At 64.3% G+C, this 20,414-nt stretch carries 21 protein-coding genes; 13 read left to right on the top strand and 8 right to left on the bottom strand.

Features of this window, described 5'->3' with window-relative positions; translation table 11 throughout:
- Positions 1-13: 13 nt before the first annotated feature.
- Together L9O85_RS03375 and L9O85_RS03380 are read right to left on the bottom strand one after the other, a co-directional pair.
- The gene (locus L9O85_RS03375; protein ID WP_301579610.1) at positions 14-1,201 is read right to left on the bottom strand and encodes a macrolide family glycosyltransferase; all 1,188 of its coding nucleotides are present in this window, start codon (positions 1,199-1,201) and stop codon (positions 14-16) included.
- 27 nt (positions 1,202-1,228) lie between these two features.
- Complete coding sequence (locus L9O85_RS03380) at positions 1,229-1,525, bottom strand: AbrB/MazE/SpoVT family DNA-binding domain-containing protein (RefSeq protein WP_301579611.1); 297 nt, start codon at positions 1,523-1,525, stop codon at positions 1,229-1,231.
- 200 nt (positions 1,526-1,725) lie between these two features.
- Between L9O85_RS03380 and aroD the strand changes: the two genes are divergently transcribed.
- Positions 1,726-2,493 carry a type I 3-dehydroquinate dehydratase gene (aroD, locus tag L9O85_RS03385; protein WP_256183277.1) on the top strand — a complete coding sequence of 256 codons (768 nt, stop codon included), beginning with the start codon at positions 1,726-1,728 and terminating at the stop codon, positions 2,491-2,493.
- 308 nt (positions 2,494-2,801) lie between these two features.
- Positions 2,802-3,212 carry a hypothetical protein gene (locus L9O85_RS03390; RefSeq protein WP_256183276.1) on the top strand — a complete coding sequence of 137 codons (411 nt, stop codon included), beginning with the start codon at positions 2,802-2,804 and terminating at the stop codon, positions 3,210-3,212.
- A 52-nt stretch (positions 3,213-3,264) separates the two neighbouring features.
- Here L9O85_RS03390 and L9O85_RS03395 read toward each other — a convergent pair whose 3' ends face one another.
- The 4 genes from L9O85_RS03395 to L9O85_RS03410 are packed head-to-tail and all read right to left on the bottom strand — an operon-like array spanning position 3,265 to position 7,170.
- On the bottom strand, positions 3,265-5,277 hold the full coding sequence (locus L9O85_RS03395) for a YgiQ family radical SAM protein (RefSeq protein ID WP_301579612.1): 2,013 nt from the start codon (positions 5,275-5,277) through the stop codon (positions 3,265-3,267).
- A 39-nt stretch (positions 5,278-5,316) separates the two neighbouring features.
- Entirely contained in the window at positions 5,317-5,745 is a 429-nt protein-coding gene (locus L9O85_RS03400; RefSeq protein ID WP_050625320.1) for a nuclear transport factor 2 family protein, read from the bottom strand.
- 55 nt (positions 5,746-5,800) lie between these two features.
- Positions 5,801-6,667, bottom strand: a complete 867-nt coding sequence (locus L9O85_RS03405; protein WP_301579613.1) for a TIM barrel protein — start codon at positions 6,665-6,667, stop codon at positions 5,801-5,803.
- The gene (locus L9O85_RS03410; RefSeq protein WP_301579614.1) at positions 6,664-7,170 is read right to left on the bottom strand and encodes a YqeG family HAD IIIA-type phosphatase; all 507 of its coding nucleotides are present in this window, start codon (positions 7,168-7,170) and stop codon (positions 6,664-6,666) included. The genes L9O85_RS03405 and L9O85_RS03410 overlap by 4 nt, the downstream gene beginning before the upstream one ends.
- Positions 7,171-7,333: 163 nt before the next feature.
- On the opposite strand from L9O85_RS03410, the gene L9O85_RS03415 reads away from it, so the two are divergent.
- Together L9O85_RS03415 and L9O85_RS03420 are read left to right on the top strand one after the other, a co-directional pair.
- Complete coding sequence (locus tag L9O85_RS03415) at positions 7,334-8,113, top strand: hypothetical protein (protein WP_050625318.1); 780 nt, start codon at positions 7,334-7,336, stop codon at positions 8,111-8,113.
- Positions 8,114-8,170: 57 nt separating this feature from the next.
- Complete coding sequence (locus L9O85_RS03420) at positions 8,171-8,470, top strand: Dabb family protein (protein WP_050625317.1); 300 nt, start codon at positions 8,171-8,173, stop codon at positions 8,468-8,470.
- 491 nt (positions 8,471-8,961) lie between these two features.
- Here the strand turns inward: L9O85_RS03420 and L9O85_RS03425 are convergent, their stop codons facing one another.
- Positions 8,962-9,237 (bottom strand): hypothetical protein, encoded by a 276-nt coding sequence (locus tag L9O85_RS03425; RefSeq protein ID WP_301579615.1) that lies wholly within the window; start codon positions 9,235-9,237, stop codon positions 8,962-8,964.
- 123 nt (positions 9,238-9,360) lie between these two features.
- On the opposite strand from L9O85_RS03425, the gene L9O85_RS03430 reads away from it, so the two are divergent.
- Complete coding sequence (locus tag L9O85_RS03430) at positions 9,361-9,552, top strand: hypothetical protein (RefSeq protein WP_050625315.1); 192 nt, start codon at positions 9,361-9,363, stop codon at positions 9,550-9,552.
- A 284-nt stretch (positions 9,553-9,836) separates the two neighbouring features.
- On the opposite strand, the gene L9O85_RS03435 is transcribed toward L9O85_RS03430, so the two are convergent.
- Positions 9,837-10,409 carry a uracil-DNA glycosylase gene (locus tag L9O85_RS03435; protein ID WP_367981554.1) on the bottom strand — a complete coding sequence of 191 codons (573 nt, stop codon included), beginning with the start codon at positions 10,407-10,409 and terminating at the stop codon, positions 9,837-9,839.
- 484 nt (positions 10,410-10,893) lie between these two features.
- Here L9O85_RS03435 and aspS point away from each other — a divergent pair, with 484 nt between their 5' ends.
- The 8 genes from aspS to L9O85_RS03475 all read left to right on the top strand — a co-directional run bounded on the left by aspS (position 10,894) and on the right by L9O85_RS03475 (position 20,379).
- A complete protein-coding gene (gene aspS / locus L9O85_RS03440; RefSeq protein ID WP_301579616.1) occupies positions 10,894-12,213 on the top strand; it encodes an aspartate--tRNA(Asn) ligase in 1,320 nt (439 codons plus the stop codon).
- 30 nt (positions 12,214-12,243) lie between these two features.
- Positions 12,244-12,531, top strand: coding sequence for an Asp-tRNA(Asn)/Glu-tRNA(Gln) amidotransferase subunit GatC (gene gatC / locus L9O85_RS03445; protein WP_050625313.1), 288 nt, complete (start codon positions 12,244-12,246; stop codon positions 12,529-12,531).
- A 12-nt stretch (positions 12,532-12,543) separates the two neighbouring features.
- Positions 12,544-14,016, top strand: a complete 1,473-nt coding sequence (gatA, locus tag L9O85_RS03450; protein ID WP_276757706.1) for an Asp-tRNA(Asn)/Glu-tRNA(Gln) amidotransferase subunit GatA — start codon at positions 12,544-12,546, stop codon at positions 14,014-14,016.
- Between the two features lies 1 nt (position 14,017).
- Positions 14,018-15,466, top strand: a complete 1,449-nt coding sequence (gene gatB / locus L9O85_RS03455; RefSeq protein WP_276853647.1) for an Asp-tRNA(Asn)/Glu-tRNA(Gln) amidotransferase subunit GatB — start codon at positions 14,018-14,020, stop codon at positions 15,464-15,466.
- A gap of 311 nt (positions 15,467-15,777) precedes the next feature.
- Positions 15,778-16,194, top strand: coding sequence for a division/cell wall cluster transcriptional repressor MraZ (gene mraZ, locus L9O85_RS03460; protein WP_050625310.1), 417 nt, complete (start codon positions 15,778-15,780; stop codon positions 16,192-16,194).
- 4 nt (positions 16,195-16,198) lie between these two features.
- The gene (gene rsmH / locus L9O85_RS03465; RefSeq protein WP_276853645.1) at positions 16,199-17,137 is read left to right on the top strand and encodes a 16S rRNA (cytosine(1402)-N(4))-methyltransferase RsmH; all 939 of its coding nucleotides are present in this window, start codon (positions 16,199-16,201) and stop codon (positions 17,135-17,137) included.
- A 69-nt stretch (positions 17,138-17,206) separates the two neighbouring features.
- On the top strand, positions 17,207-17,761 hold the full coding sequence (locus L9O85_RS03470; protein WP_256182089.1) for a hypothetical protein: 555 nt from the start codon (positions 17,207-17,209) through the stop codon (positions 17,759-17,761).
- Positions 17,762-17,940: 179 nt separating this feature from the next.
- Positions 17,941-20,379: a penicillin-binding transpeptidase domain-containing protein gene (locus tag L9O85_RS03475; RefSeq protein ID WP_277117712.1), complete on the top strand. Its 2,439-nt coding sequence runs from the start codon at positions 17,941-17,943 to the stop codon at positions 20,377-20,379.
- The last annotated feature ends 35 nt before the right edge of the window (positions 20,380-20,414 follow it).

Consider the following 20,414-nt stretch of genomic DNA (forward strand, 5'->3'; position numbering starts at 1 on the left):
GCCGGACAGGTGTTCAGGGCAGGGGAGCACTGCCCATGGCCGCTTCCAGAATCTTATCCGCTCCCCGCCGGTAGCCGCCGGCGGCGCGGAACCCTTCAGAGATGTGCTGGGCGCTGTGCTGAAAGGCAGGATCAGCCAGGACGAGGGAGAGGGCCTGATGGATGGCGGCGGGGGTGGGAGCGGGCAGCGGGACGCCCGCCCCCAGCTCCTGGACCCGGCGGGCCACCATGCCCTGCTCCTCCTGCTGGGGGAAGAGGACCAGGGGGACCCCCAGGTAGAGGCTCTCACTGACGCTGTTCATGCCGCAGTGGGAGAGAAAGACGTCGGACTGAGACAGGACGGCCAGCTGGTCTACCTGGGGAAGGACCTGGACATTGGGCGGAACATCTCCCAGCTCTTCCGGCCTGCACCCACCGCCCAGAGAGAGAACGGCCCGTACCCCCTCCCAGCTCCGCAGGGCCTCCAGGCAGGCGCGATAAAAGGAGCGGCTGCGGTTGTTGACAGTCCCCAGGGAGATGTAGATCTGCCTGTCCCCGCCGGAGCGTGGGGCGTGGGTCAGCTCGGGCACCGAGGGCCCGATAAAGGCATACCGGCTGGAAAAGGTGTCGGCCAGGGGCTGGAATTCCCGGGAAGTGTAGACGATGGTGTCGGTGTGTCCGTCGTTCTCAATGAGGGAGAGCAGTCCCTTCACCGGATAGCCCGCCTGGCACAGCTGGGCCATGCAGCGGCGGATGCGGCCCCGACCCGCAAGCAGCCGCAGGAACTGCCCCGGCGTCTGCTTCATCAGCTTGGCGGTATGGCGGTTGAAGGCGAAGGTGGTGGTGGAGCAGACATAGGGGCAGGCCAGCTTGGCGGCCCACAGCTTTCCCCAGAAGCACAAGGAGTCGGATACCACGCAGTGGGGCTGGAATTGGGCCAGATCCCGGCCCACGGGGCCATCCATGGCCAGGAGGGTTTGGGTGATCATCTCCACCAGGGCGGCGAAGTCGCGGCCCACCCTTCGCTCCAGATCCGGAGGCGCCGGAGGCAGATAGGAGTCGCAGGGGACGAATTGGGCGCCGGCGGCCTGGATCTTCTCCCGAAAGGGGGCGAAGGAGTAATAGCGGACCTGGTGCCCACGGCAGGTCAGCTCCCGTACCACCGGAAGAGTGGGATTGGTGTGCCCGTGAGCATAGATGGAGAAAAAGGCGATCCGGTACATGAAGTCCCCTCCTTTCCCTGGCAGAGCTTACCGTTCCTCAGGCTCTTCCGGTGTGCTCAGCTGCCGGATGGCCTGGGCAAAAGCCTTGGACTCCGACTCGCTGTGGTCAGGATAGATATCCCGGGCCCGCCCCTGGAAGATGGACTCGGCGATCTGCTCAAAGACCTGGTAGCGTTCCAGTGCGATGCCCCGCTGTGCGTCGGCCAGGATCAGCAGGGTGTCCCCGGGGCTGATCTGGAACATGTCCCGGATCTCCTTAGGAATGACGATTTGGCCTTTCGGTCCCACCTTGACGGAGCTCATATACTTCTCATTGTCAGACATCTTGATCCCTAAATCTCCTTAAAGTAATACTTGTATAACTAATCTTACCTTTGAAAGGCGGAAATGTCAAGAAAAATCTGTCCCCTCTCCCGCGCGGGGGTGGACGGCCGCCTGGCGCTCTGCTATAATGCACCTGTTGATCCAAAAGAGCGGCCCCCGGCGGGGCTGGCCGATTCAGAAGAAGGAGCGGGTGAGAACTGATGAAGACAAAGACCGTACTGCTGCGCGGGGTGGAGATCGGTGCAGGCAGACCGAAGATCATCGTCCCCATTGTTGGGAAGACGGAGCAGGAGATCCTGGACAAAGCCGCCGAGCTGGTCCAGGCCAAGCCCGATGTGGTGGAATGGCGGGTGGACTACTTCCAGGGCGTGGGCGATGTCCAGCGGGTGGTGGATACTGCCAGAGAGCTGAACGAGGCACTGGGGGAGATCCCCATCCTCTTCACCTTCCGCACCAAGCGGGAGGGCGGCGAAAAGGAGATCGGTATGGAGGACTACACCGCTTTGAACCGGGCCGTCGCCCAGTCGAGCTATGTGGACGCGGTGGATGTGGAGATTTTTTCCGGTGACGAGGTGGTGCGCAAGAACATCGCCGCCATCCATGATGCCGGCGCGGCGGTGGTGGGGTCCAGCCATGAATTCCACCGGACACCGGAGCACGCCGAGCTCATCTACCGGCTGCGGAAGATGCAGGATATGGGGGCCGACATCCTGAAGGTGGCTGTGATGCCCCAGAACAAGGCGGACGTGCTGACCCTGCTCTCCGCCACCGAGGAGATGTATCGGCTGTACGCCCAGCGGCCGCTGCTGACCATGTCCATGGCGTCGGACGGCGTCATCAGCCGCCTGTGCGGCGAGGTGTTCGGCTCCGCCGCCACCTTCGGCATGGTGGGCCAAGGCTCCGCCCCCGGCCAGATCCCGGCGGATCAGCTGGAACAGGTGCTGGAGATCCTCCACAGAGCGCTGTGAGGTTTGACCGGCCCGCCTGTCTCCAGGCGGGCCGGTGATTTTGCCAGGGAAAATGGACTCACCAGCATAACGGACGAGCTGCGCTGCCCCATAATGCTGCTGATCTGTGCAAAAAAATTGTAAAACACAGCCATGTCTGCCCCGATTTACCGGCAGTAAAGGGCAACGCTGTGGGCACAATAAAGCTCGGATGGAACTTCCGTATGAGAAAAGTGTGGGATCAGGTCCCGTCTGGAACGTGTGCCAGGCGGGACCTGACAGCCCCGGCCGGACCGGCCGGGCTGGAACGGAAAACGGGAGGATTTGGAATGAAAAAAGAGCTGATCGCCCTGGGGGCGGCTCTGGCCCTGGTGGGGACCCTGACCGCGTGCAGCAGCACGCCGGCGGACCAGAATAAGGGGAGCGCCGGCAGCGGCGCTACCGGCAGTACTACCGGCAGCGCCGCCGGGACTGCCTATCCCCGGTCTACCCGCTACGGGATGAACGGGACCGCTGGCGGCCATGGCTACACCTATGACGGCCGCTATACCGCCTTCCCCGACGGCAGAGTGGCACCGGGCCGGGGCAATGCGGCCCGGGACATGGAGCGAGTGGGAAAAGGCGTGGCTGACGGGACCCGGGACTTGGTGAACGGCGTGGGCGACGTGGTGCGCGACGCCGGGAACGGTCTGCGGGATGCCGGCCAGGCAGTGAAAAACGCAGCTGACCGGGACATGTGACCCATAAAACGCTGAGAAAAGACCGCGCGGAGATCACTCTCCGCGCGGTCTTTTACTTTGGAGGCCGCTTGCCCCGCTGGTGCGCCGGCTTTGCCCGGCGGCCGGTATGGGAGGCGCGGCCACCGGCTGCCGGGGCCGGGCGGCCCTTCCGTGGGGCCTGCCTGCCTTGCCGGTTTTCCTTCCGGCCGGAGCTGCCCCGGGCCTGCTTGGCGGGGGCATCCCCCCGGCGTCCCTGACGGCTCCCCGCCCCGGAGGCGGGGGCATCCGGACGGATCAGGCACCGCTTCCCATAACCGATCAGATCCTCACGGCCCGTGCGGTGGAGAGCCTCCAACACCAGCTTCCGGTTTTGGGGCTTGCGCCACTGCATCAGTGCCCGCTGGAGGGCCTTGTCGTGGGGCGTGCGGGGGACGAAGACCGGCTGCATGGTGCGGGGGTCCAGGCCGGTGTACCACATGCAGGTGGACAGGGTGCCGGGGGTGGGATAGAAGTCCTGCACCTGCTCCGGCATGTGTCCCTGCCGGTTGAGCCACTCCGCCAGCTGGACCGCATCCTCCAGGGTGCAGCCGGGGTGGGAGGAGATGAGGTAGGGGACCAGGTACTGGTCCTTGCCGTAGCGGCGGTTGAGCTTGAAGTACTTCTCCCGGAACTTTTCATAGACCTGGATGTGTGGCTTACCCATATAGTCCAGGGTGTGGGCGGAGCAGTGCTCGGGCGCCACCTTCAGCTGGCCGGAGATGTGGTGCTGGATCAGGTCGGTGAAGAACTCGCCGCTGGGGTCCTTCATCAGAAAATCGAACCGGATGCCGGAACGGATGAAGACCTTTTTTACCTTGGGGAGCTGCCGCAGCTTGCGCAGGAGCATCATATAGTCAGTGTGGTCGGCGTCCAGGTTGGGGCAGGGCTCCGGCGCCAGACAGGCCCGGTTCCTGCACATACCATGCTTGAGCTGTTTCTGGCAGGAGGGACGGCGGAAGGTGGCAGAGGGGCCGCCCACGTCGTGGATATAGCCCTTGAAGCCGGGGTGGCGGGTGAGGGCCGCTGCCTCCCGGAGAACAGACTGGTGGCTGCGGGCGGAGATGGTGCGCCCCTGGTGAAAGGCCAGGGAGCAGAAGCTGCACGCCCCAAAGCACCCTCGGTTGTGGGTGATGGAGAAGCGCACCTCCTCAATGGCGGGGACGCCCCCCATGGAGTCGTACATGGGATGGGGCTCCCGTACATAGGGAAGCTCGGCCACCGCATCCAGCTCCGCCGTGGTCAGGGGATAGGCGGGGGGATTGACCAGCAGGAACTGGCGCCCGTGCTTCTGAAGGATGGCCTTTCCCACGAAGGGGTCGTGCTCGTCATATTCCACCATGTTGGCCCGGGCGTAGGCCTCCTTGGAGGCGGACACCTCCTCAAAGGAGGGGACCTCCACGAAGGGGTAGGCACATGCGCCGGGGTGGGGGACGGCGGCGCATGTGCCGCGAACATCGGTGATCTCCCCCACCGGTGTGCCGGAGGCCAGCCGGGCGGCGATCTCCCGGGAGGCGGTCTCCCCCATGCCGTAGGTGAGAAGGTCCGCCTGGGCATCGAAGAGGATGGAGCGGCGCACCTTGTCTTCCCAGTAGTCGTAGTGGGCGAAGCGGCGCAGGCTGGCCTCCAGCCCACCGATGACGATGGGGATGTCGCCGAACACCTCCCGCACCCGGTTGGAGTAGACGATAGTGGCCCGGTCGGGGCGCAGGCCCGCCTTCCGGCCGGGAGAGTAGGCATCATCGTGGCGGCGCTTTTTCGCCGCCGTATAGTGGGCCACCATGGAGTCCAGGTTCCCGCCGGAGATCAGCACCCCCAGCCGGGGGCGTCCCAGGGCGGAGAAGGCCTCCGGCCGCCGCCAGTCGGGCTGGGAGAGAACGGCCACCCGGTAGCCCTCCGCCTCCAGTACCCGGCCGATGATGGCGGGGCCGAAGGAGGGGTGATCCACATAGGCATCCCCGGTGATGAGGAGAAAGTCGTAAAAGTCCCAGCCCCGGCGGGCCATGTCCTCCCGGGAGACCGGGAGAAAAAGATCGCGGTCAAGTTCCATGGTGAACCTCGTTTCTCAGTGTGATCAGGCATGGGTCCCTCAGAACCAGAGGGCCCTTTCCTCCCGGAACATGGGCGGATCTCCGTTCCGGTAGGGGTCATAGGTGTCCAGGTTGCAGCCGAACTCCTGGAGACGGCGGATGGTGCCCTCCTGGGTCCACTCCACCAGAGAGAGGCCGTCAAAGGTCTGGACCGCGCCGTCGTTCATCACACAGCGGAAGCGCCACTCCACAATGGTGGCGTCCTCCCGGTGGAAGAAGCGGCCGCTGTCCCAGACCTCCACCCGGCCCCGGGTGTTCCACTCCTGGAACCAGTGACGGATGGCGGCGGCGCCGTGGTACTCGGGGCCCCAGCTTTCAAGATAAACGGCATCAGGAGCAAAGAGCTCCAGAATACCCAGGTCTTCCCGCCGCAGCCACATGTCCAGCCAGAGGCGGATCTTTTGTTCCCGTTCCTGCGTATGGTGCATATGGGTCTCTCCTGAAAATATAAAGATTTTTGAGATCGGGGTCCCGGGAGCGTCCTTATCCCTGTGCAGTCAGGACCTCCTGGTAGATGCGCTTCATGGTAAGGGCATCTTTGGCCTGCGTGCCGGCGCTCTCGCAGATGAAAGTGGGGGACCAGCCCCGGCGGGCGATCGCCCGGGCCAGCGGAGCCCAGTCAGGGCCGTATCCGTCGTCGTCGTCAAAGGTGCGGTGGCACTTTTCTCCCCCGCCGGGGGTGAACTGGATGTGGGAGAAATGGCTGTGAAAGACGCTGGCCCTGGACTGCCCCAGAACGGACTCCACCCGGTCCAGCATCCGCCCGAAGGCCTCCGCTCCGTCATCCGCCCCAAGGGAGCGGGCGTACAGGTGGCCGAAGTCGATGCAGGGGATCAAGCGCTCGTCCAGGGTGCACAGCTCCAGCACCTCCTCCAGATCTCCCAGTTGGTTGATCTTGCCCATGGTCTCGGGACACAGGGCGATGTGGCCGAAGCCCTGGCCGTCGCAGGTCCGGATCACCTCCCTCAGGGAGCGGAGGGCAGTGTCCAGCGCCTCCCGACGGGTGCGCTTCATCAGGGCGCCGGAGTGGATCACAACCCGGGAGGCCCCCATCTGACTGGCCACCAGGCAGGCGGAGGTGATATAGCCGATGGCCTTTTGCAGGCTGTCCGGGTCCGGGTTGGCCAGATTGATGAAATAAGGGGCATGGAGAGAGAGGGAGATCCCGTGCTTCCGGGCGTTCTCCCCTACCCTCCGGGCGGTGTCCTCCCCCACATGGACCCCCTTGCCGCATTGATATTCGTAGCAGTCCAGCCCCTGCTCCGCGATCCACTGGGGGGCGGCCAGGGAGGACTTGTGGACGGCGGAGAAAGCGTCGCTGTTGCCGGCGGGCCCGAATTTGGCGCTCATAGGAAGGGCCTCCTTTTGCCCAGCAGGCGGAAGGGGGTCTCCGCCGCGTAGCGGAGATAGCGCCCCGGGTTGCCCGCCAGCTGGATGGGTTCCACCAGCAAAGGGGTAACTCCGGCGTTGTTGGCCCCCAGAGTGTCGGTGAAGATCTGGTCGCCCACCATCACCGTCTGAGCGGGGGTGCAGCCCATGCGCTCCATGGCCTGAAGATACCCCCGGCGGCGGGGCTTGCCTGAGCGGCCCTGAAAGGGCACACCCAGGGCCTGGGCGAAGTTCTGGGCCCGGCCCGGCTTGCGGCTGTTGGAGAGGATGAACAGGGCGATGCCCTGGGCGGCCAGGGCGTCCCGCCAGGCGGTCAGCTGGGGGGAGGGCTGGGCGACCCGGTAGGGGACCAGAGTGTTGTCCAGGTCAGCCAGCACCAGCCGGATGCCCCTGGCGGCCAGGGCCCCTGGGTCCAGGGCGGAAAAACCGGGGTAGACCCCCCGGGGAATGGGTGAGAATCGCAATGAAGGTCGTCCTCCTGTCGGTGTTCTAGGATGGAGCGGGACGGCATAGAGTGGGGGTGTGAGGCGGCGGGGCCGGGCGGAAGCCCGGGCCGGACCGCTCCGTTGAGGTTGAGATCGTATCATTATATCATTTCCAAAGAAAATGGACAAGGGGGAGCTAGATATGAGCATGGAACCGCTGATCGTCACCGTCCCGCCGGCCCGGATCGGGGAGCTGAGGGGGCTGCGGGCCGTGCCGGCCCACCAGGGCTACCGGATCGGCCGGGGGCCCCACCTCTTCCGGGCGGCGGCGGGGCCGGTCCCTCAGGGCGGACTGATGGCCCTGGACTGCGTGGGCTTTGACGGCAGAGGGGAGGCCGCTCCCCTGTGTGATGAGGTGGTGCGGGAGTGCGCCGCCAGGGGCTTCCGGGGTGCGGTGTGCGACTTTGAGCAGGGCGGGGTGCCGCTGCTGGATCAGGTGGTGCGGCGGCTGGGGGAGGGCTTCGCCCGCCGGGGCTGGACGTTGTATGTGACGGAGCCCTATGGACACAGTTCTCCCCGGGCCCGGGTGATGATCCCGTCGGCCCTGTCCGGAGGCTCGCTGTCCCGGCGTCTGGAGGAGGCGGCGGAGCGCTTCGGCCGGGAGCGGGTGACCCTGGCGGTGCAGCGGGTGGCGGAGGACTTTTTTCTGCCCTCCCCCACAGGGAGCGGGGTGCCCCTGAGCCGGCGGGAGCTGGAGGAGAAGCTGGAGCAGCTGCACCCCTCGGTGTTCTTCTCCCATGAGCTGTGCGCCCGCTACTTCACCTACATGAGCCGGGAGAGCGGGGCCCACTTCGTCCTCTTTGACGACAGGGACACCCTGCGCAAGAAGCTGGAGGTTGCCCAAGAGCTGGGCATCACTTCGGCGGTGGCGGCGCTGCCTGAGGTGCTGGACGCGGCGGGGGAGCTGGGAATTCGGAATTGACGGCAGGGGGGCCAGGGAGTAAAATTGGGGTACAACAACTGTGAGGAGGCGGCCCCAATGGTACGTCATATCGTGTCCTGGAATTTCAAGCCCGAGCTGAGTGAGGAGGAGCGCAGGGCGGCGGCGGAGACCCTGGTGGCCCGGATGACCGCACTGCGGGATCTGGTGCCCTGCGTGGAGAGGCTGGAGGTGTTTCAGCCCCCCATCGGTCTGAGCAACTGCGACCTGTGCATGTACACGGAGATCGACAAGGAGGAAAATCTGGTGGTCTACCGGGACCACCCGGAGCACCAGAAGGTAGTCAAGCTGATCCATCAGTGGTGCTGTGACCGGCGGTGCACCGACATGCCCATGTGATGGGAAAAAGAGAGGCGGGCGGAGGGCGTGAGCCCTCCGCCTGCTGGCAGTTTTGAGGGGATGGATATGATGGGGAGCGGGGCCGGGTCTCTGTACTACATGGGGAACGGTGCCCTGCCCCGTCTGGGTGTGCGGCCCGATGGGGGATGGGGCCCTGTATGGCGCACAGTTCTCCCTCAGTCCTTTGCAGGGGCGGGGCCTGCCCCCGCCCGCAGTTCCTGGATTTGCGGCGTAGCGTAGGGGCGAGTCCCAGACCCGCCCCTTCCGTCGATGCCGGCGGAAGGACACCCCTCATCCGTCACGGCTTCGCCGTGCCACCTTCCCCCCAGAGGGGGGAAGGCTTTGGGGGCGGCTCTGGGGGCCGCCCCTGCGGGGTATCTCCGCCCTTTGCGTGATCCTTGAGGTGCAGGGCCCGATGGGGGCATCGGGCCCTGCATGGCGGGCATTTCTCCTGGTTTTGGTGTAGAGCGGATTCGGGGTCATTGAAACGCTCAGGCGAGGTCCTGGGCGTTTTCAGCATTTTGGCTGTCCATCATCTCCTGCAGGTGGCGGAAAAATTCCTCTGGAGGCATGATGGATTTAAAGCGGCGGTAGAAGGCCACGCCGAACCCCATGGACAGAAAAAGACTGACCTCTTTGTTCTCCTCGGTATTCGGGAGCATCTTGACGGCGGACAGGATGGTGGAGCCCAAAATGTCCACGATCTCCCCCGCCTCCTCCATTGTGGCGGGTCGTTTCAGATATGTTTGGAATTCTTCCAATGTCATAACACTCACCTCAACTCCTAACATACCAAAAACAATTAGAAAAAACAAGTTGTAATTTTGATTATATTAAACATCAAAAGAACAAAATATAATTTCCTCATAGAATAGTGAGGAGAAAGTGCAATGGCCTTTACGATAAAACCAACAAAGAGGAAAAAGGAATCCGTAAACCGTTCTATTTATTTGAGCAAAGAAGTCCATGACAAGGTGTTGAAAATTGCGGCAGAGAACGACACCAGCTTCAGCAACGTGGTGGTCAGCATGATCGAATACTGCCTGAAGGAGCAGGAGTCAGAGCAGGAAAGAGAGACATAAAACAGCGGGCGCCGGGATCTCCGGCGCCCGCTTCAATTTGCCAAAATTCGCGCCCGCAGGCGCGGATCAAGTTGAGAAGTGTTTTCCCCGGCGGCATGTGCGTCAGGGAAAACACTTCTCAGGCTACAGGTGTGGGGTTTGTCCGCCTGCGGCGGACAAACCCTGCGCGCGGCAGACTGCATCTTTCTCGAAAAAGCGGCAAAGCCGCTTTTTCGACAGTTTCCGGCGCCCACTCCAGCTTTTGGAAAAACCTCGCAGAGTCCGCGCCCGCCGGCGGGGCGTTCTCAATAGGTGTGGGTGCACAGCTCCTGGATCTTGGCCTGGAGCTTTTTCAGGTCCTCAAAGGTCTCGGGCCTGCGCCGGGGGTCCCGGAGGATGGCGGCGGGGTGGAACAGGGCCATCATCTGGACGCCGGACTTCTCGAACCACTGGCCGTGCTCCTTGGTGATTTTGAAATCCTCCTTGATGATGCGCATGGCGGCGATGCGGCCCAGACATACGATGATCTTGGGGCGGATCAGGGCCGCCTGATTGCGGAGATAGCCGATGCAGGCATCCTGCTCCGTATTCAGGGGGTCCCGGTTCTGAGGCGGACGGCACTTGACGATGTTGGCAATGTAGACGTTCTTATGCCGGTCCAGGTCGATGAGCTCCAGCATGTCGTCCAGCAGCTTGCCCCCCCGGCCCACAAAGGGCTCGCCCTGAAGGTCCTCGTTCTCGCCGGGGCCCTCACCGATGAACATGACCTCGGCGTCCCGGGGGCCTACGCCGAACACCACATTGGTGCGTTTATCCGCCAGGGCGCACTTCTGACAGGAGAGGCACTGGGCCTCCAGCTCGTTCCAATTCAGCATCATGAAAAACCTCACTCCAAATGATCCGGGTCCGGGGGCGCGGCCCCCTCCTTTGTGCCAGTCTAGCATAAAATTTCCTCGTGTGCAACCAAAAATCGGACACGGATTCTGTATAAAATGACCATTGACAGGGAAAAGTGAAGAAGCGTATAATCCGACCATAAAAAATCCATATGGCAAAAGCGCTGATGAAGACCGCGCTCCAAGGCGTCCAACAGAGAGACCGGGTCACCGACTGAAAGCCTGGTTGGGAAAGACGGAGCTGCGCAACACTTCTGAGCTGGCGGTTCGAACCGGAGAGATCCGGCTGAGGGCCGCACGTATTCCCCACGTTAGCGGGGCTCGAAAGAGGTTCCTTGTTGGAGGAGCAACGCGGGTGGCACCGCGGAATGATTTGAAATTCCGTCCCGGGTCGTATCATTTTTAGATACGGCCCGGGATTTTTGCGTTCCTCCGGAAAGATCGATCAGGAAAGGATGAGATCAGCATGAAGTATGTCACGGAAACAAAGCACGTCCCCCTGGGGTTCGGGGAAATCGCGGGAGGAGCGCTGGACGGGCAGGCCGTCACCCTGAAGGGGGCGGTCCACAGCCTGCGGGCCATGGGCGGGATCACCTTCCTTGCCCTGCGGGTGCGGGACGGGGCGGTCCAGTGCGTGTGCCGGCCGGAGGAGCTGCCGGAGGGGCTGTGTGAGGAGTGTGCCGCGGTGGTCACCGGGACGGTGCGGCGGGAGGAACGGGCCCCCGGGGGCCGGGAGCTGGCGGCGGAGGAGGTGCGGGTGCTGTCCCGGCCCGCCGCGCCCATGCCGGTGGCCGTCTCCAAGCGGCGGCTGAGGCTGAACCTGGACACGGAGCTGTCCCTGAGGCCCCTTGTGCTGCGCAGCCTGCGCACCCGCTCCGTCTTCAAGGTGCAGGAGGGAATCAGCCGGGCCTTCCGGGAGTACCTCACCGCCCAGGGCTTCACCGAGATCCACACCCCCAAGATCGTCCACGCCGGGGCCGAGGGGGGCAGCAACATCTTCCGGCTGGACTACTTCGGGCGCAAGGCATTTCTCGCCCAGTCCCCCCAGTTCTATAAGCAGACTATGGTGGGCTCCTTCCAGCGGGTCTTTGAGATCGGTCCCGTCTTCCGGGCGGAGAAGCACTCCACCCCCCGGCACCTGAATGAGTACACCGGCCTGGACCTGGAGATGGGCTTCATCGACTCCTTCTACGATGTGATGGAGGTGGAGGCCGGGTTTTTGAAATACTGCATGGAGCTGCTGGCGCGGGAGTACAGCGAGGACCTGAAGCGGCTGGAGGCGGAGCTGCCCCGGGTGGACCGTATCCCCTGCGTGCGGTTCGATGAGGCCAAGCGGCTGGCCGCGGAGAAGTATGGCCGCCCTATCCGGGACCCCTTTGACCTGGAGCCGGAGGAGGAGGCCAACATCGGACGCTATTTCCAGGAGGAGTATGGAGCGGACTTTGTCTTTGTCACCCACTACCCCAGCAAGAAGCGCCCCTTCTACGCCATGGACGACCCGGAGGACCCACGCTGCACCCTGTCCTTCGACCTGCTGTTCCGGGGGATGGAGGTGACCACCGGCGGCCAGCGGGTCCACGACTACCAGGCCCAGGTGGCCAAGATGGAGGCCCGGGGGATGCACCCGGAGAAGTTCCGGGACTTCCTCACCATCCACCAGCACGGCATGCCGCCCCACGGCGGCCTGGGCATCGGCCTGGAGCGGCTGACCATGAAGCTGTGCGGCCTGGAGAACGTGCGGGAGGCCAGCCTGTTCCCCCGGGACCAGAGCCGCCTGGAGCCGTGAGTTTGAAAACATGCAGAGAGGTGAAACAGAATGAAGATCACAACGGAAATGGCGGCCCATATCGCCGCCCTCTCCCGGCTGAAGCTGTCGGAGGAGGAGGCCGGGCGGATGGCGGGGGAGCTGGAACAGATCCTCTCCTATATGGATGTGCTGGACGGCCTGGACACCAGCGGGGCGGAGCCCATGAGCCACATCGTCCCCCTGAAGAACGTGCTGCGGGAGGATGAGACAGCCCCCTCCATGGACCGGGGGGAGCTGCTGAAGAACGCGCCGGCCACCGACGGAGGGACCTTCCTGGTCCCCAAGGCCGTGGAATAGGAGGGAAGGACGATGCAGGAGATCATGAAACTCACCGCGCTCCAGCTGGGGGCGGCCATCAGGCGGGGCGAGGTCAGCCCCACGGAGGCGGTGAAGGCGGCGCTGGAGCGCATTGAGGAGACGGCGGGGGACAACGCCTTTACTGAAATTACGGCGGAGCGGGCCCTGGAGCGGGCCGCCTGGGCGGAAAAGGAGCTGGCGGCGGGGCGGCTGGCGGGCCCCCTGGCGGGGGTCCCCATGGCCCTCAAGGACAACATCTGCACCAGAGGGGTGTCCACCACCTGCGCCTCCCGGATCCTGGCCGGGTTCCGCCCCCCTTATGACGCCACCCTGGTAGAGCGGCTGGAGGGGGCGGGGGCCGTCTCCCTGGGCAAGCTGAACATGGACGAGTTCGCCATGGGGTCCACCAGCGAGACCTCTTTCCTGGGGCCGGTGCGCAACCCCTGGGACCGGGAGCGGGTTCCCGGCGGCTCCTCTGGCGGTGCCGCGGCGGCGGTGGCCGCCCGCTCCAGCTGGTACGCCATCGGGTCGGACACCGGCGGCTCCATCCGCCAGCCAGCCGCATTCTGCGGCGTCACCGGGATCAAGCCCACCTACGGGACCGTGTCCCGGTACGGGCTGATCGCCTACGCCTCCTCCCTGGACCAGATGGGTCCCCTGGCCCGGGACGCGGCCGACTGTGCTGCCGTGCTGGACCTGGTGATGGGCCGCGACCCGAGGGACGGCACCTCTCTGGATGTGCCCGCTGGGGGGCTGCTGGCCTCCCTGACCGGAGACGTGAGAGGCCTGCGGATCGGGCTGCCCCGGGAGTGCTTCGGGGAGGGGCTGGACAGTGCGGTGCGGGCCTGCGTCCTGGCGGCGGCGGACGTGCTGCGGGACCGGGGGGCAGAGCTGGTGCCCCTGTCCTTCCCCATGATGGAGTATGTCATCCCGACCTATTATATCATTGCCTGCGCGGAGGCGTCCTCAAACCTGTCACGGTTCGACGGGGTGAAGTATGGCTGGCGGGCGGAGGGGTACGGGGACCTGCGGGAGCTGTATCAGCAGACCCGCACCGAGGGCTTCGGCCCCGAGGTCCGGCGGCGGATCCTGCTGGGCACCTTCGTGCTCTCCTCCGGCTACTACGACGCCTACTACCTGAAGGCTCTGCGGGCAAAGGGGATGATCAAGAGGGCCTTCGACGAGGCATTCTGTCAGTGTGATGTGATGCTCACTCCCACCGCGCCTGCCGCGGCCCCCCGGCTGGGGGAGAGCCTGTCCGACCCCTTGCGGATGTACCTGAGCGACATCGACACCGTGCCGGTGAACCTGGCGGGGCTGCCGGGGCTGTCTATGCCCTGCGGCTTTGACGAGACGGGGCTGCCGGTGGGCGCCCAGCTCATCGGCCCTCCGCTGGGGGAGAAGAACGTGCTGAACGCCGCCCACGCCTTCCAGCTGGAGACAGACTGGCATACGCGGGCTCCGGCGGAAAAGGAGGTTGGATGACATGACCTGGGAAACTGTGATCGGGCTGGAGACCCACGCGGAGCTGGCCACCCGCACCAAGATATTCTGCTCCTGCACCACCCGGTTCGGGGGAGAGCCCAACACCCACTGCTGCCCCATCTGCACTGGAATGCCTGGGACCCTGCCCATGGTGAACCGAAAGGTGGTGGAGTACGCCTGCCGTGCCGGGCTGGCGCTGAACTGCGAGATCACCCGGCGCAGCCGGTTCGACCGGAAAAACTACTTCTATCCCGACCTGCCCAAGGCGTACCAAGTGTCCCAGCTCTACCTCCCCATTGCCCGGAACGGGCGTGTGAGCATCGCCACGGCGGCGGGGGAGAAGGTGGTCCGCATCCACGAGCTGCACATGGAGGAGGACGCGGGCAAGCTGGTCCACGACCCCTGGCTGGACCAGACCCGGGCGGACTACAACCGCTGCGGCGTGCCGCTGGTCGAGATCGTCACCGAGCCCGACTTCCGCTCCGCTGAGGAGGTGATCGCCTATCTGGAGAAGCTGAAGTCCATCCTGGAGTATCTGGGGATCTCGGACTGCAAGATGCAGGAGGGCTCCCTGCGCTGTGACGTGAACCTCTCCGTCCGGCCGGCGGGCTCCCGGGAGCTTGGGACCCGGACGGAGATGAAGAACCTGAACTCCTTCAAGGCCATTGCCCGGGCCATCGCCTACGAGGCCCGCCGCCAGGCGGAGCTGCTGGAGGAGGGCGGGCGCGTGGTCCAGGAGACCCGGCGCTGGGATGACAACAAGGACGCCACCTTCTCCATGCGCTCCAAGGAGGACGCCCAGGACTACCGCTACTTCCCGGAACCGGACATCCCGCCTCTGGAGCTGTCGGAGGAGTACCTGGAGGGGCTGCGGGCGGAACAGCCCGAGATGGCGGAGGAGCGGAAGCGGCGGTATCAGACCCAGCTGGGCCTGCCGGAGTACGACGCCGGCATCATCACCGGGCAGAAGGCCCTGGTGGACTTCTTCGAGGAGGTGACGGCCCTGGGGGTGCCGGCCAAGGAGGCGGCCAACTGGATGCTGGGGGACATGATGCGCCGCCTGAAGGAGGAGGAGCTGGAGCCAAAGGACATGAGGCTGACCCCCGCCACCCTGGTTAAGCTGATCGGGATGGTCCAAGCGGGACGGATCAACCGAAACACCGCATCCAAGGTGTTCCGGGGCATTTTCGCGGAGGACCTGGACCCGGAGGAGTGGGTGACGGTCCACGGCCTGGAGCAGATCCGGGACGAAAGGGTCATTGCCGGCGCGGTGGCCCGGGTCCTGGAGGAGCATCCCCAGTCTGCGGCGGATTATCGGGCGGGCAAGGAGAAGGCCCTTGGTTTTCTCATGGGCCGGGTGATGAAGGAGCTGAAGGGCAAGGCGGACCCGGGGGCGGTGAACGCTCTGCTGAAGAGCCGCCTGGAGACAGGAGGATCGGAGGGGGGATAAAAGAGTGCCCCGGAAAGGGAAAAAAGCCCGGTGTATCCTGAACGGAGGGGCGGTGCCACATATTGTGCGCTGAAAACCGGTCTATACAACGCCTTGCATGGGTCAAAAGATGTAAACCAAAATCGGGCGGCGGAAACACAGTTTCCGTGCCGAAAAAACCGCTGATTTTCTGAAAAATCAGCGGTTTTTTTTCTGTGGCAAATTGAAAAAAAGTCTTGCATTTTATGTAAAGTGCTTTTATACTAAAAGGCAGAGTGGGGCAAAGTGGAGTAAAATCCCGCTGAGATCCATCAAAGTGGGGAGGGAGAGCGATGACCGGCACCTATGAACACAGCATCGATGCCAAGGGCCGTCTCTTTATCCCTGCCAAGCTCCGTGAGGAGCTGGGCGTGACCTTCTACCTGGCCATGGGGGTGGACGAGTGTCTGGCCATCTACCCCCAGGAGACCTGGAACCGCTTTACGGAAAAATTTGCCTCCCTGCCCATGAGCCAGTCGGCCGCCATGCGCCCCCTGTTTGCCAACGCCTCGAAATGCGAGCTGGACAGCCAGGGCCGCATCGTCATCCCCCAGAAGCTGAGAAAATACGCGGGCTTGGAGAAGGACGCCGTCATCATCGGCGTCAACGACCGGGCCGAGATATGGAGCGCTGAGACTTGGAATGCCCGGGAAGAGGAGGAGATGACCCCGGAGAAGATGAAGGCCTGTCTGGCCGCACTGGGGTTCTGACGAAATGAGTGAGACCTTTACCCACCGCCCGGTGCTGCTGAATGAGTGCATCCAGGCGCTGAACATCCGCCCGGAGGGCGTCTATCTGGACGGGACCCTGGGCCGGGCAGGACACAGCCGGGAGATCGCCCGGCGGCTGACCACCGGACGGCTGATCTGCGTGGACCGGGACCAGGCCGCCCTGGAGGCAGCGGAGGAGCGGCTGGCCCAATGGCGGGACCGGGTGACCCTGGTCCACAGCAATTTCGACCAGATCGATAGGATCTTGAACGAGCTGTCCCTGTCCGGCGCGGATGGGATGCTCTTTGACCTGGGGGTGTCCTCGCCCCAGCTGGATGACAGCACGAGAGGATTCTCCTACATGGCGGACGCGCCCCTGGACATGCGGATGGACCAGAGCGGCGGGATGACCGCCGCAGAGGTGGTCAACCAGTGGCCGCAGGAGGAGCTGCGGCGCATCCTGTACCAGTATGGAGAGGAGCGGTATGCCCCCCAGATCGCCGCCGCTATCGTCCGGCGTCGGCAGGACAGGCCCATCCAGACCACCATGGAGCTGGCGCAGATTGTCCGGGAGGCCATGCCTGCCCGGGCACTGAAGGAGAAGCAGCACCCGGCCAAGCGGTCTTTCCAGGCCATCCGCATCGCGGTCAACGACGAGCTCGCCTCGGTGGACCGGATGCTCCAGGCGGCTGTGCCCCGGCTGAATCCGGGGGGACGGCTGGCCGTTATCACCTTCCACTCCCTGGAGGATCGGATCGTCAAGACCGGCCTGGCGGAGTTTGCCCGGGGCTGTACCTGCCCGCCCGATTTTCCGGTATGCGTATGCGGGAAAAAACCCCAGATCCGGTTGGTGAGCCGCAAGCCGATCCTGCCCTCGGAGGAGGAGGTCCGGGACAATCCCCGGGCCCGCAGCGCCAAGCTCCGGGCAGCGGAAAAGCTGTAAAAAACGACTCTGCGGTCGTCTGTGATATGTGTGTTATAAAGGATACTGAAGAGAAATGGAGTGAATGCCATGGCCACCCGCCGGCGCAGTCAGCTAAGCTCATACCGAACCTATGGCAGTGTGGCCTACGCCCCCGCCTATGACGGCACCGCTGTCCGGGCGCCGAGGCGGGAGGAGGTGCTCCGTCCCAAGCCCCGGGTCCGCCCCAGGGAGCGGGTCCTCACCCGTACCCAGGTCCAGGTCCGAGAGGCGGGGCAGGCCTCGGTATTCGCGGTGATCGGCTTTTTGGCAGTGGGGGTGTTCGCCGCCCTGCTGCTGCTGAGCTACACCCAGTACGCCGTGCTGACTGACCAGGTGGTGACCCTGCGCAGTGAACTGACCACCCTCCAGACGGAGAACGCTACGCTCAGCGCAGAGTATGAGAAGGTATTTGACATGGAGCGGATCCAGGCGGCTGTGGGAGATACCATGATCCGGCCCACCGGTGACCAGGTGGAGTATATCGATCTGTCCGAGCCTGACAGCGTGGTGGTGTACGGGCAGGAGGACGCCAAGACCGGCATCCCGGGCCTGCTGGCGGGGCTGGAGGAGATCATCTCCAGTCTGATCGAATATTTCCGGTGACCCGCCGCATATAGTGATCCATGGGTGGACGAAAGAGATAGACCGGGCGGAAGGGGCTCCCCCCGCGCCCGGAGCAAGGGGGCGCAAGAAAAGAGAGCTTTTCTTGCGCCTCAGATTATCAAGGCAGAGCGGAACGCACGGCAAAGCAGGGAAACGGACCCAGAGGAGGAGACCCCAGGATGGACGATCGCAGAGAACGAAATACCGGCCGCAGTGGACGGGAGAGCGGCTCCAAGCGCAAGATATTCCGTCGCACGGTCTTTCTGATGCTGGTGTGCGGCGTGGGTCTGTTCATCCCGCTGATCGGCCAGCTGTGGAACATCGCCATCGTCCACCATGAGGAGTATCAGGCTGAGGCGGTGGAGCAGCAGACACGGGATGTGGAGGTAGCTGCTTTCCGGGGGAGCATCTACGACAGCAGCGGAGACGTGCTGGCCATGTCAGCCACCGTCTACAACCTGATCCTGTCTCCCAGGGACCTGGAGGCCAGCGTGGACGAGTCCAAATACAAGGATGAGGAGGGCAATGCGGACCTGACGGCCTATCAGGCGGCCCTCCAGGCCAAGAAGGACCTGGTGCTGGACGGCGTGCTGGCCGTGCTGGACCTGGACCGGGAGGCTCTGGCGGACCGATTGGAGCGGACCTACTCCCAGTATGAGGTCCTGAAGACCAACATCGAGAAGGAGCAGGCGGAACAGCTGCGCGCCTTTATCACGGAAAACAAGCTGTCTCATTTCCTGTACCTCACCCCCACCACCAAGCGGTATTACCCCTACGGCGACTTGGCGGCCCATGTGCTGGGCTTCTGCAACAGCGAGGGAGGCGCCTACGGTGTAGAGGCCATCTACAACGATGTGCTGGAGGGCACGGTGGGCCGGGTAGTCACCACCCGCACCGGGACCGGCGTGGAGATGTACGACAGCTACTCCGAGTATGTGGACGCAGAGGACGGCTGCGATCTGACCCTGACCATCGACACCACCATCCAGTCCTATGCCGAGCGCATCCTGGAGGAGGGAATCAAGGCCTATGACGTCCAGCGGGGCGGCTGGTGCGTCGTGCTGGACCCCCAGACCGGGGCAGTGCTGGCCATGGCCAGCTCCCCGGACTACGACCCCAACCAGTACGGGACCATCCGGGATGAGAGCCTGCGGGCCCAGGTGGAGGCTGATGTGCAGGCCGAGCTGGAGAAGCGGCAGGGCGAAAAGGCGGAGGGCAAGACCGACGAGGAGATCTACCAGGAGGCGGTGAACGCCGCCACAGGCACGGCCCAGAACAAGCAGTGGAGGAGCCAGGCGGTGAACGACACCTACGAGCCGGGCTCCACCTTCAAGGCCCTGGTGCTGGCCGCAGCACTGGAGGAAGGCGTGGTGTCAGAGAGCGATACCTTCTACTGCCCCGGTTATTACATGGTGGAGGGCTGGCCAAAGCCTATCAGCTGCTCCAAAAAGGCGCCGGGCCACGGCACCCAGACCCTGGCGGAGGCGGTGCAGAACTCCTGCAACCCGGCCTTTATGCAGATCGGCCAGCGGCTGGGCATCGAGAAGTTTTATGAATATTTCCAAGCCTTCGGTCTGACAGAGCCCACCAATATCGATCTGAACGGGGAGGGCGTGAGTACGGTCTGGCCCCTGAACACGATGACCGGCGTGGACCTGGCGGTAGGCTCCTTCGGCCAGCGATTCACCGTCACCCCCATCCAGATGATCACAGCTTTCGCCGCTACCATCAACGGCGGCAAGCTGCTCCAGCCCTATGTGGTCCAAACGGTGACGGCCGCCGACGGCACGGTGGTGGAGAACACGGAGCCCACTGTGGTGCGGCAGGTGGTCAGCCAGGAGACCAGCGACAAGTGCCGGGAGATCCTCACCAGCGTGGTGATGGCCGAGAAGGGCACCGGCAAGAATGCCCGCCAGGCGGGCTACACCATCGGCGGCAAGACGGGCACCTCGGAGACCACCGTCCCCGGCGAGGTGGTGGTGTCCTTCATGGGCTTCGCCCCCGCCGACGACCCCCAGATCCTGGTCCTGCTGGCCTACAACACCCCAGCCCGGTCCGCGGAGGGGAGCAGCATCGGCACCACCGGCACCTGGATCAGCGGCGGCAACATGGGTGCCCCCATGGCGGGCAAGCTGATCGGCGAGATCCTGGACTATCTGGGAGTGGAGAAGGAGTACACCGCCGACGAGGCGGCCCTGGCCGACCTCCAGACTCCCAAGGTCACCGGGATGACCCCCGCCGACGCGGAGGCTGCCCTGGAAAAGAAGGGGCTGGACTCCCGCACCGTGGGTGAGGGCGAGACAGTCACCGCCCAGGTGCCCGCGGCCGGCTCCGTCATCCCCGGTGAGAGCACTGTGATCCTCTATCTGGGCGGCGCAGAGCCGGAGGAGACGGGCACCGTGCCCGACGTCACCGGGATGAGCTTCGCAGCGGCCCGCTCTAAGCTGGAGTCCGCCGGGTTCTTCATGCGGGCAGCAGGAGCGGCCACCTATCTGGGCTCCTCCAGCAAGGCTCAGGGCCAGAGCGTGGCCGGCGGAGAGACTGCGGCCATCGGCACCATCGTAGACGTCACGTTCAGCACACCTCAGGTGGAAGACGGATACCTCTACGACGGATAAGAAGACACAGGCGGAGAAAGACCTGATTTTTTGCG

It is taken from the genome of Lawsonibacter asaccharolyticus, from assembly GCF_022453915.1.
Taxonomy (GTDB): Bacteria; Bacillota; Clostridia; order Oscillospirales; family Oscillospiraceae; genus Lawsonibacter; species Lawsonibacter asaccharolyticus.

Coding starts and splice junctions, on each gene's coding strand:
- L9O85_RS03375 (WP_301579610.1), bottom strand. CDS start 1,201: ATGTACCGGATCGCCTTTTTCTCCATCTATGCTCACGGGCACACCAAT.
- L9O85_RS03380 (WP_301579611.1), bottom strand. CDS start 1,525: ATGTCTGACAATGAGAAGTATATGAGCTCCGTCAAGGTGGGACCGAAA.
- aroD (WP_256183277.1), top strand. CDS start 1,726: ATGAAGACAAAGACCGTACTGCTGCGCGGGGTGGAGATCGGTGCAGGC.
- L9O85_RS03390 (WP_256183276.1), top strand. CDS start 2,802: ATGAAAAAAGAGCTGATCGCCCTGGGGGCGGCTCTGGCCCTGGTGGGG.
- L9O85_RS03395 (WP_301579612.1), bottom strand. CDS start 5,277: ATGGAACTTGACCGCGATCTTTTTCTCCCGGTCTCCCGGGAGGACATG.
- L9O85_RS03400 (WP_050625320.1), bottom strand. CDS start 5,745: ATGCACCATACGCAGGAACGGGAACAAAAGATCCGCCTCTGGCTGGAC.
- L9O85_RS03405 (WP_301579613.1), bottom strand. CDS start 6,667: ATGAGCGCCAAATTCGGGCCCGCCGGCAACAGCGACGCTTTCTCCGCC.
- L9O85_RS03415 (WP_050625318.1), top strand. CDS start 7,334: ATGAGCATGGAACCGCTGATCGTCACCGTCCCGCCGGCCCGGATCGGG.
- L9O85_RS03420 (WP_050625317.1), top strand. CDS start 8,171: ATGGTACGTCATATCGTGTCCTGGAATTTCAAGCCCGAGCTGAGTGAG.
- L9O85_RS03425 (WP_301579615.1), bottom strand. CDS start 9,237: ATGACATTGGAAGAATTCCAAACATATCTGAAACGACCCGCCACAATG.
- L9O85_RS03430 (WP_050625315.1), top strand. CDS start 9,361: ATGGCCTTTACGATAAAACCAACAAAGAGGAAAAAGGAATCCGTAAAC.
- L9O85_RS03435 (WP_367981554.1), bottom strand. CDS start 10,409: ATGATGCTGAATTGGAACGAGCTGGAGGCCCAGTGCCTCTCCTGTCAG.
- aspS (WP_301579616.1), top strand. CDS start 10,894: ATGAAGTATGTCACGGAAACAAAGCACGTCCCCCTGGGGTTCGGGGAA.
- gatC (WP_050625313.1), top strand. CDS start 12,244: ATGAAGATCACAACGGAAATGGCGGCCCATATCGCCGCCCTCTCCCGG.
- gatA (WP_276757706.1), top strand. CDS start 12,544: ATGCAGGAGATCATGAAACTCACCGCGCTCCAGCTGGGGGCGGCCATC.
- gatB (WP_276853647.1), top strand. CDS start 14,018: ATGACCTGGGAAACTGTGATCGGGCTGGAGACCCACGCGGAGCTGGCC.
- mraZ (WP_050625310.1), top strand. CDS start 15,778: ATGACCGGCACCTATGAACACAGCATCGATGCCAAGGGCCGTCTCTTT.
- rsmH (WP_276853645.1), top strand. CDS start 16,199: ATGAGTGAGACCTTTACCCACCGCCCGGTGCTGCTGAATGAGTGCATC.
- L9O85_RS03470 (WP_256182089.1), top strand. CDS start 17,207: ATGGCCACCCGCCGGCGCAGTCAGCTAAGCTCATACCGAACCTATGGC.
- L9O85_RS03475 (WP_277117712.1), top strand. CDS start 17,941: ATGGACGATCGCAGAGAACGAAATACCGGCCGCAGTGGACGGGAGAGC.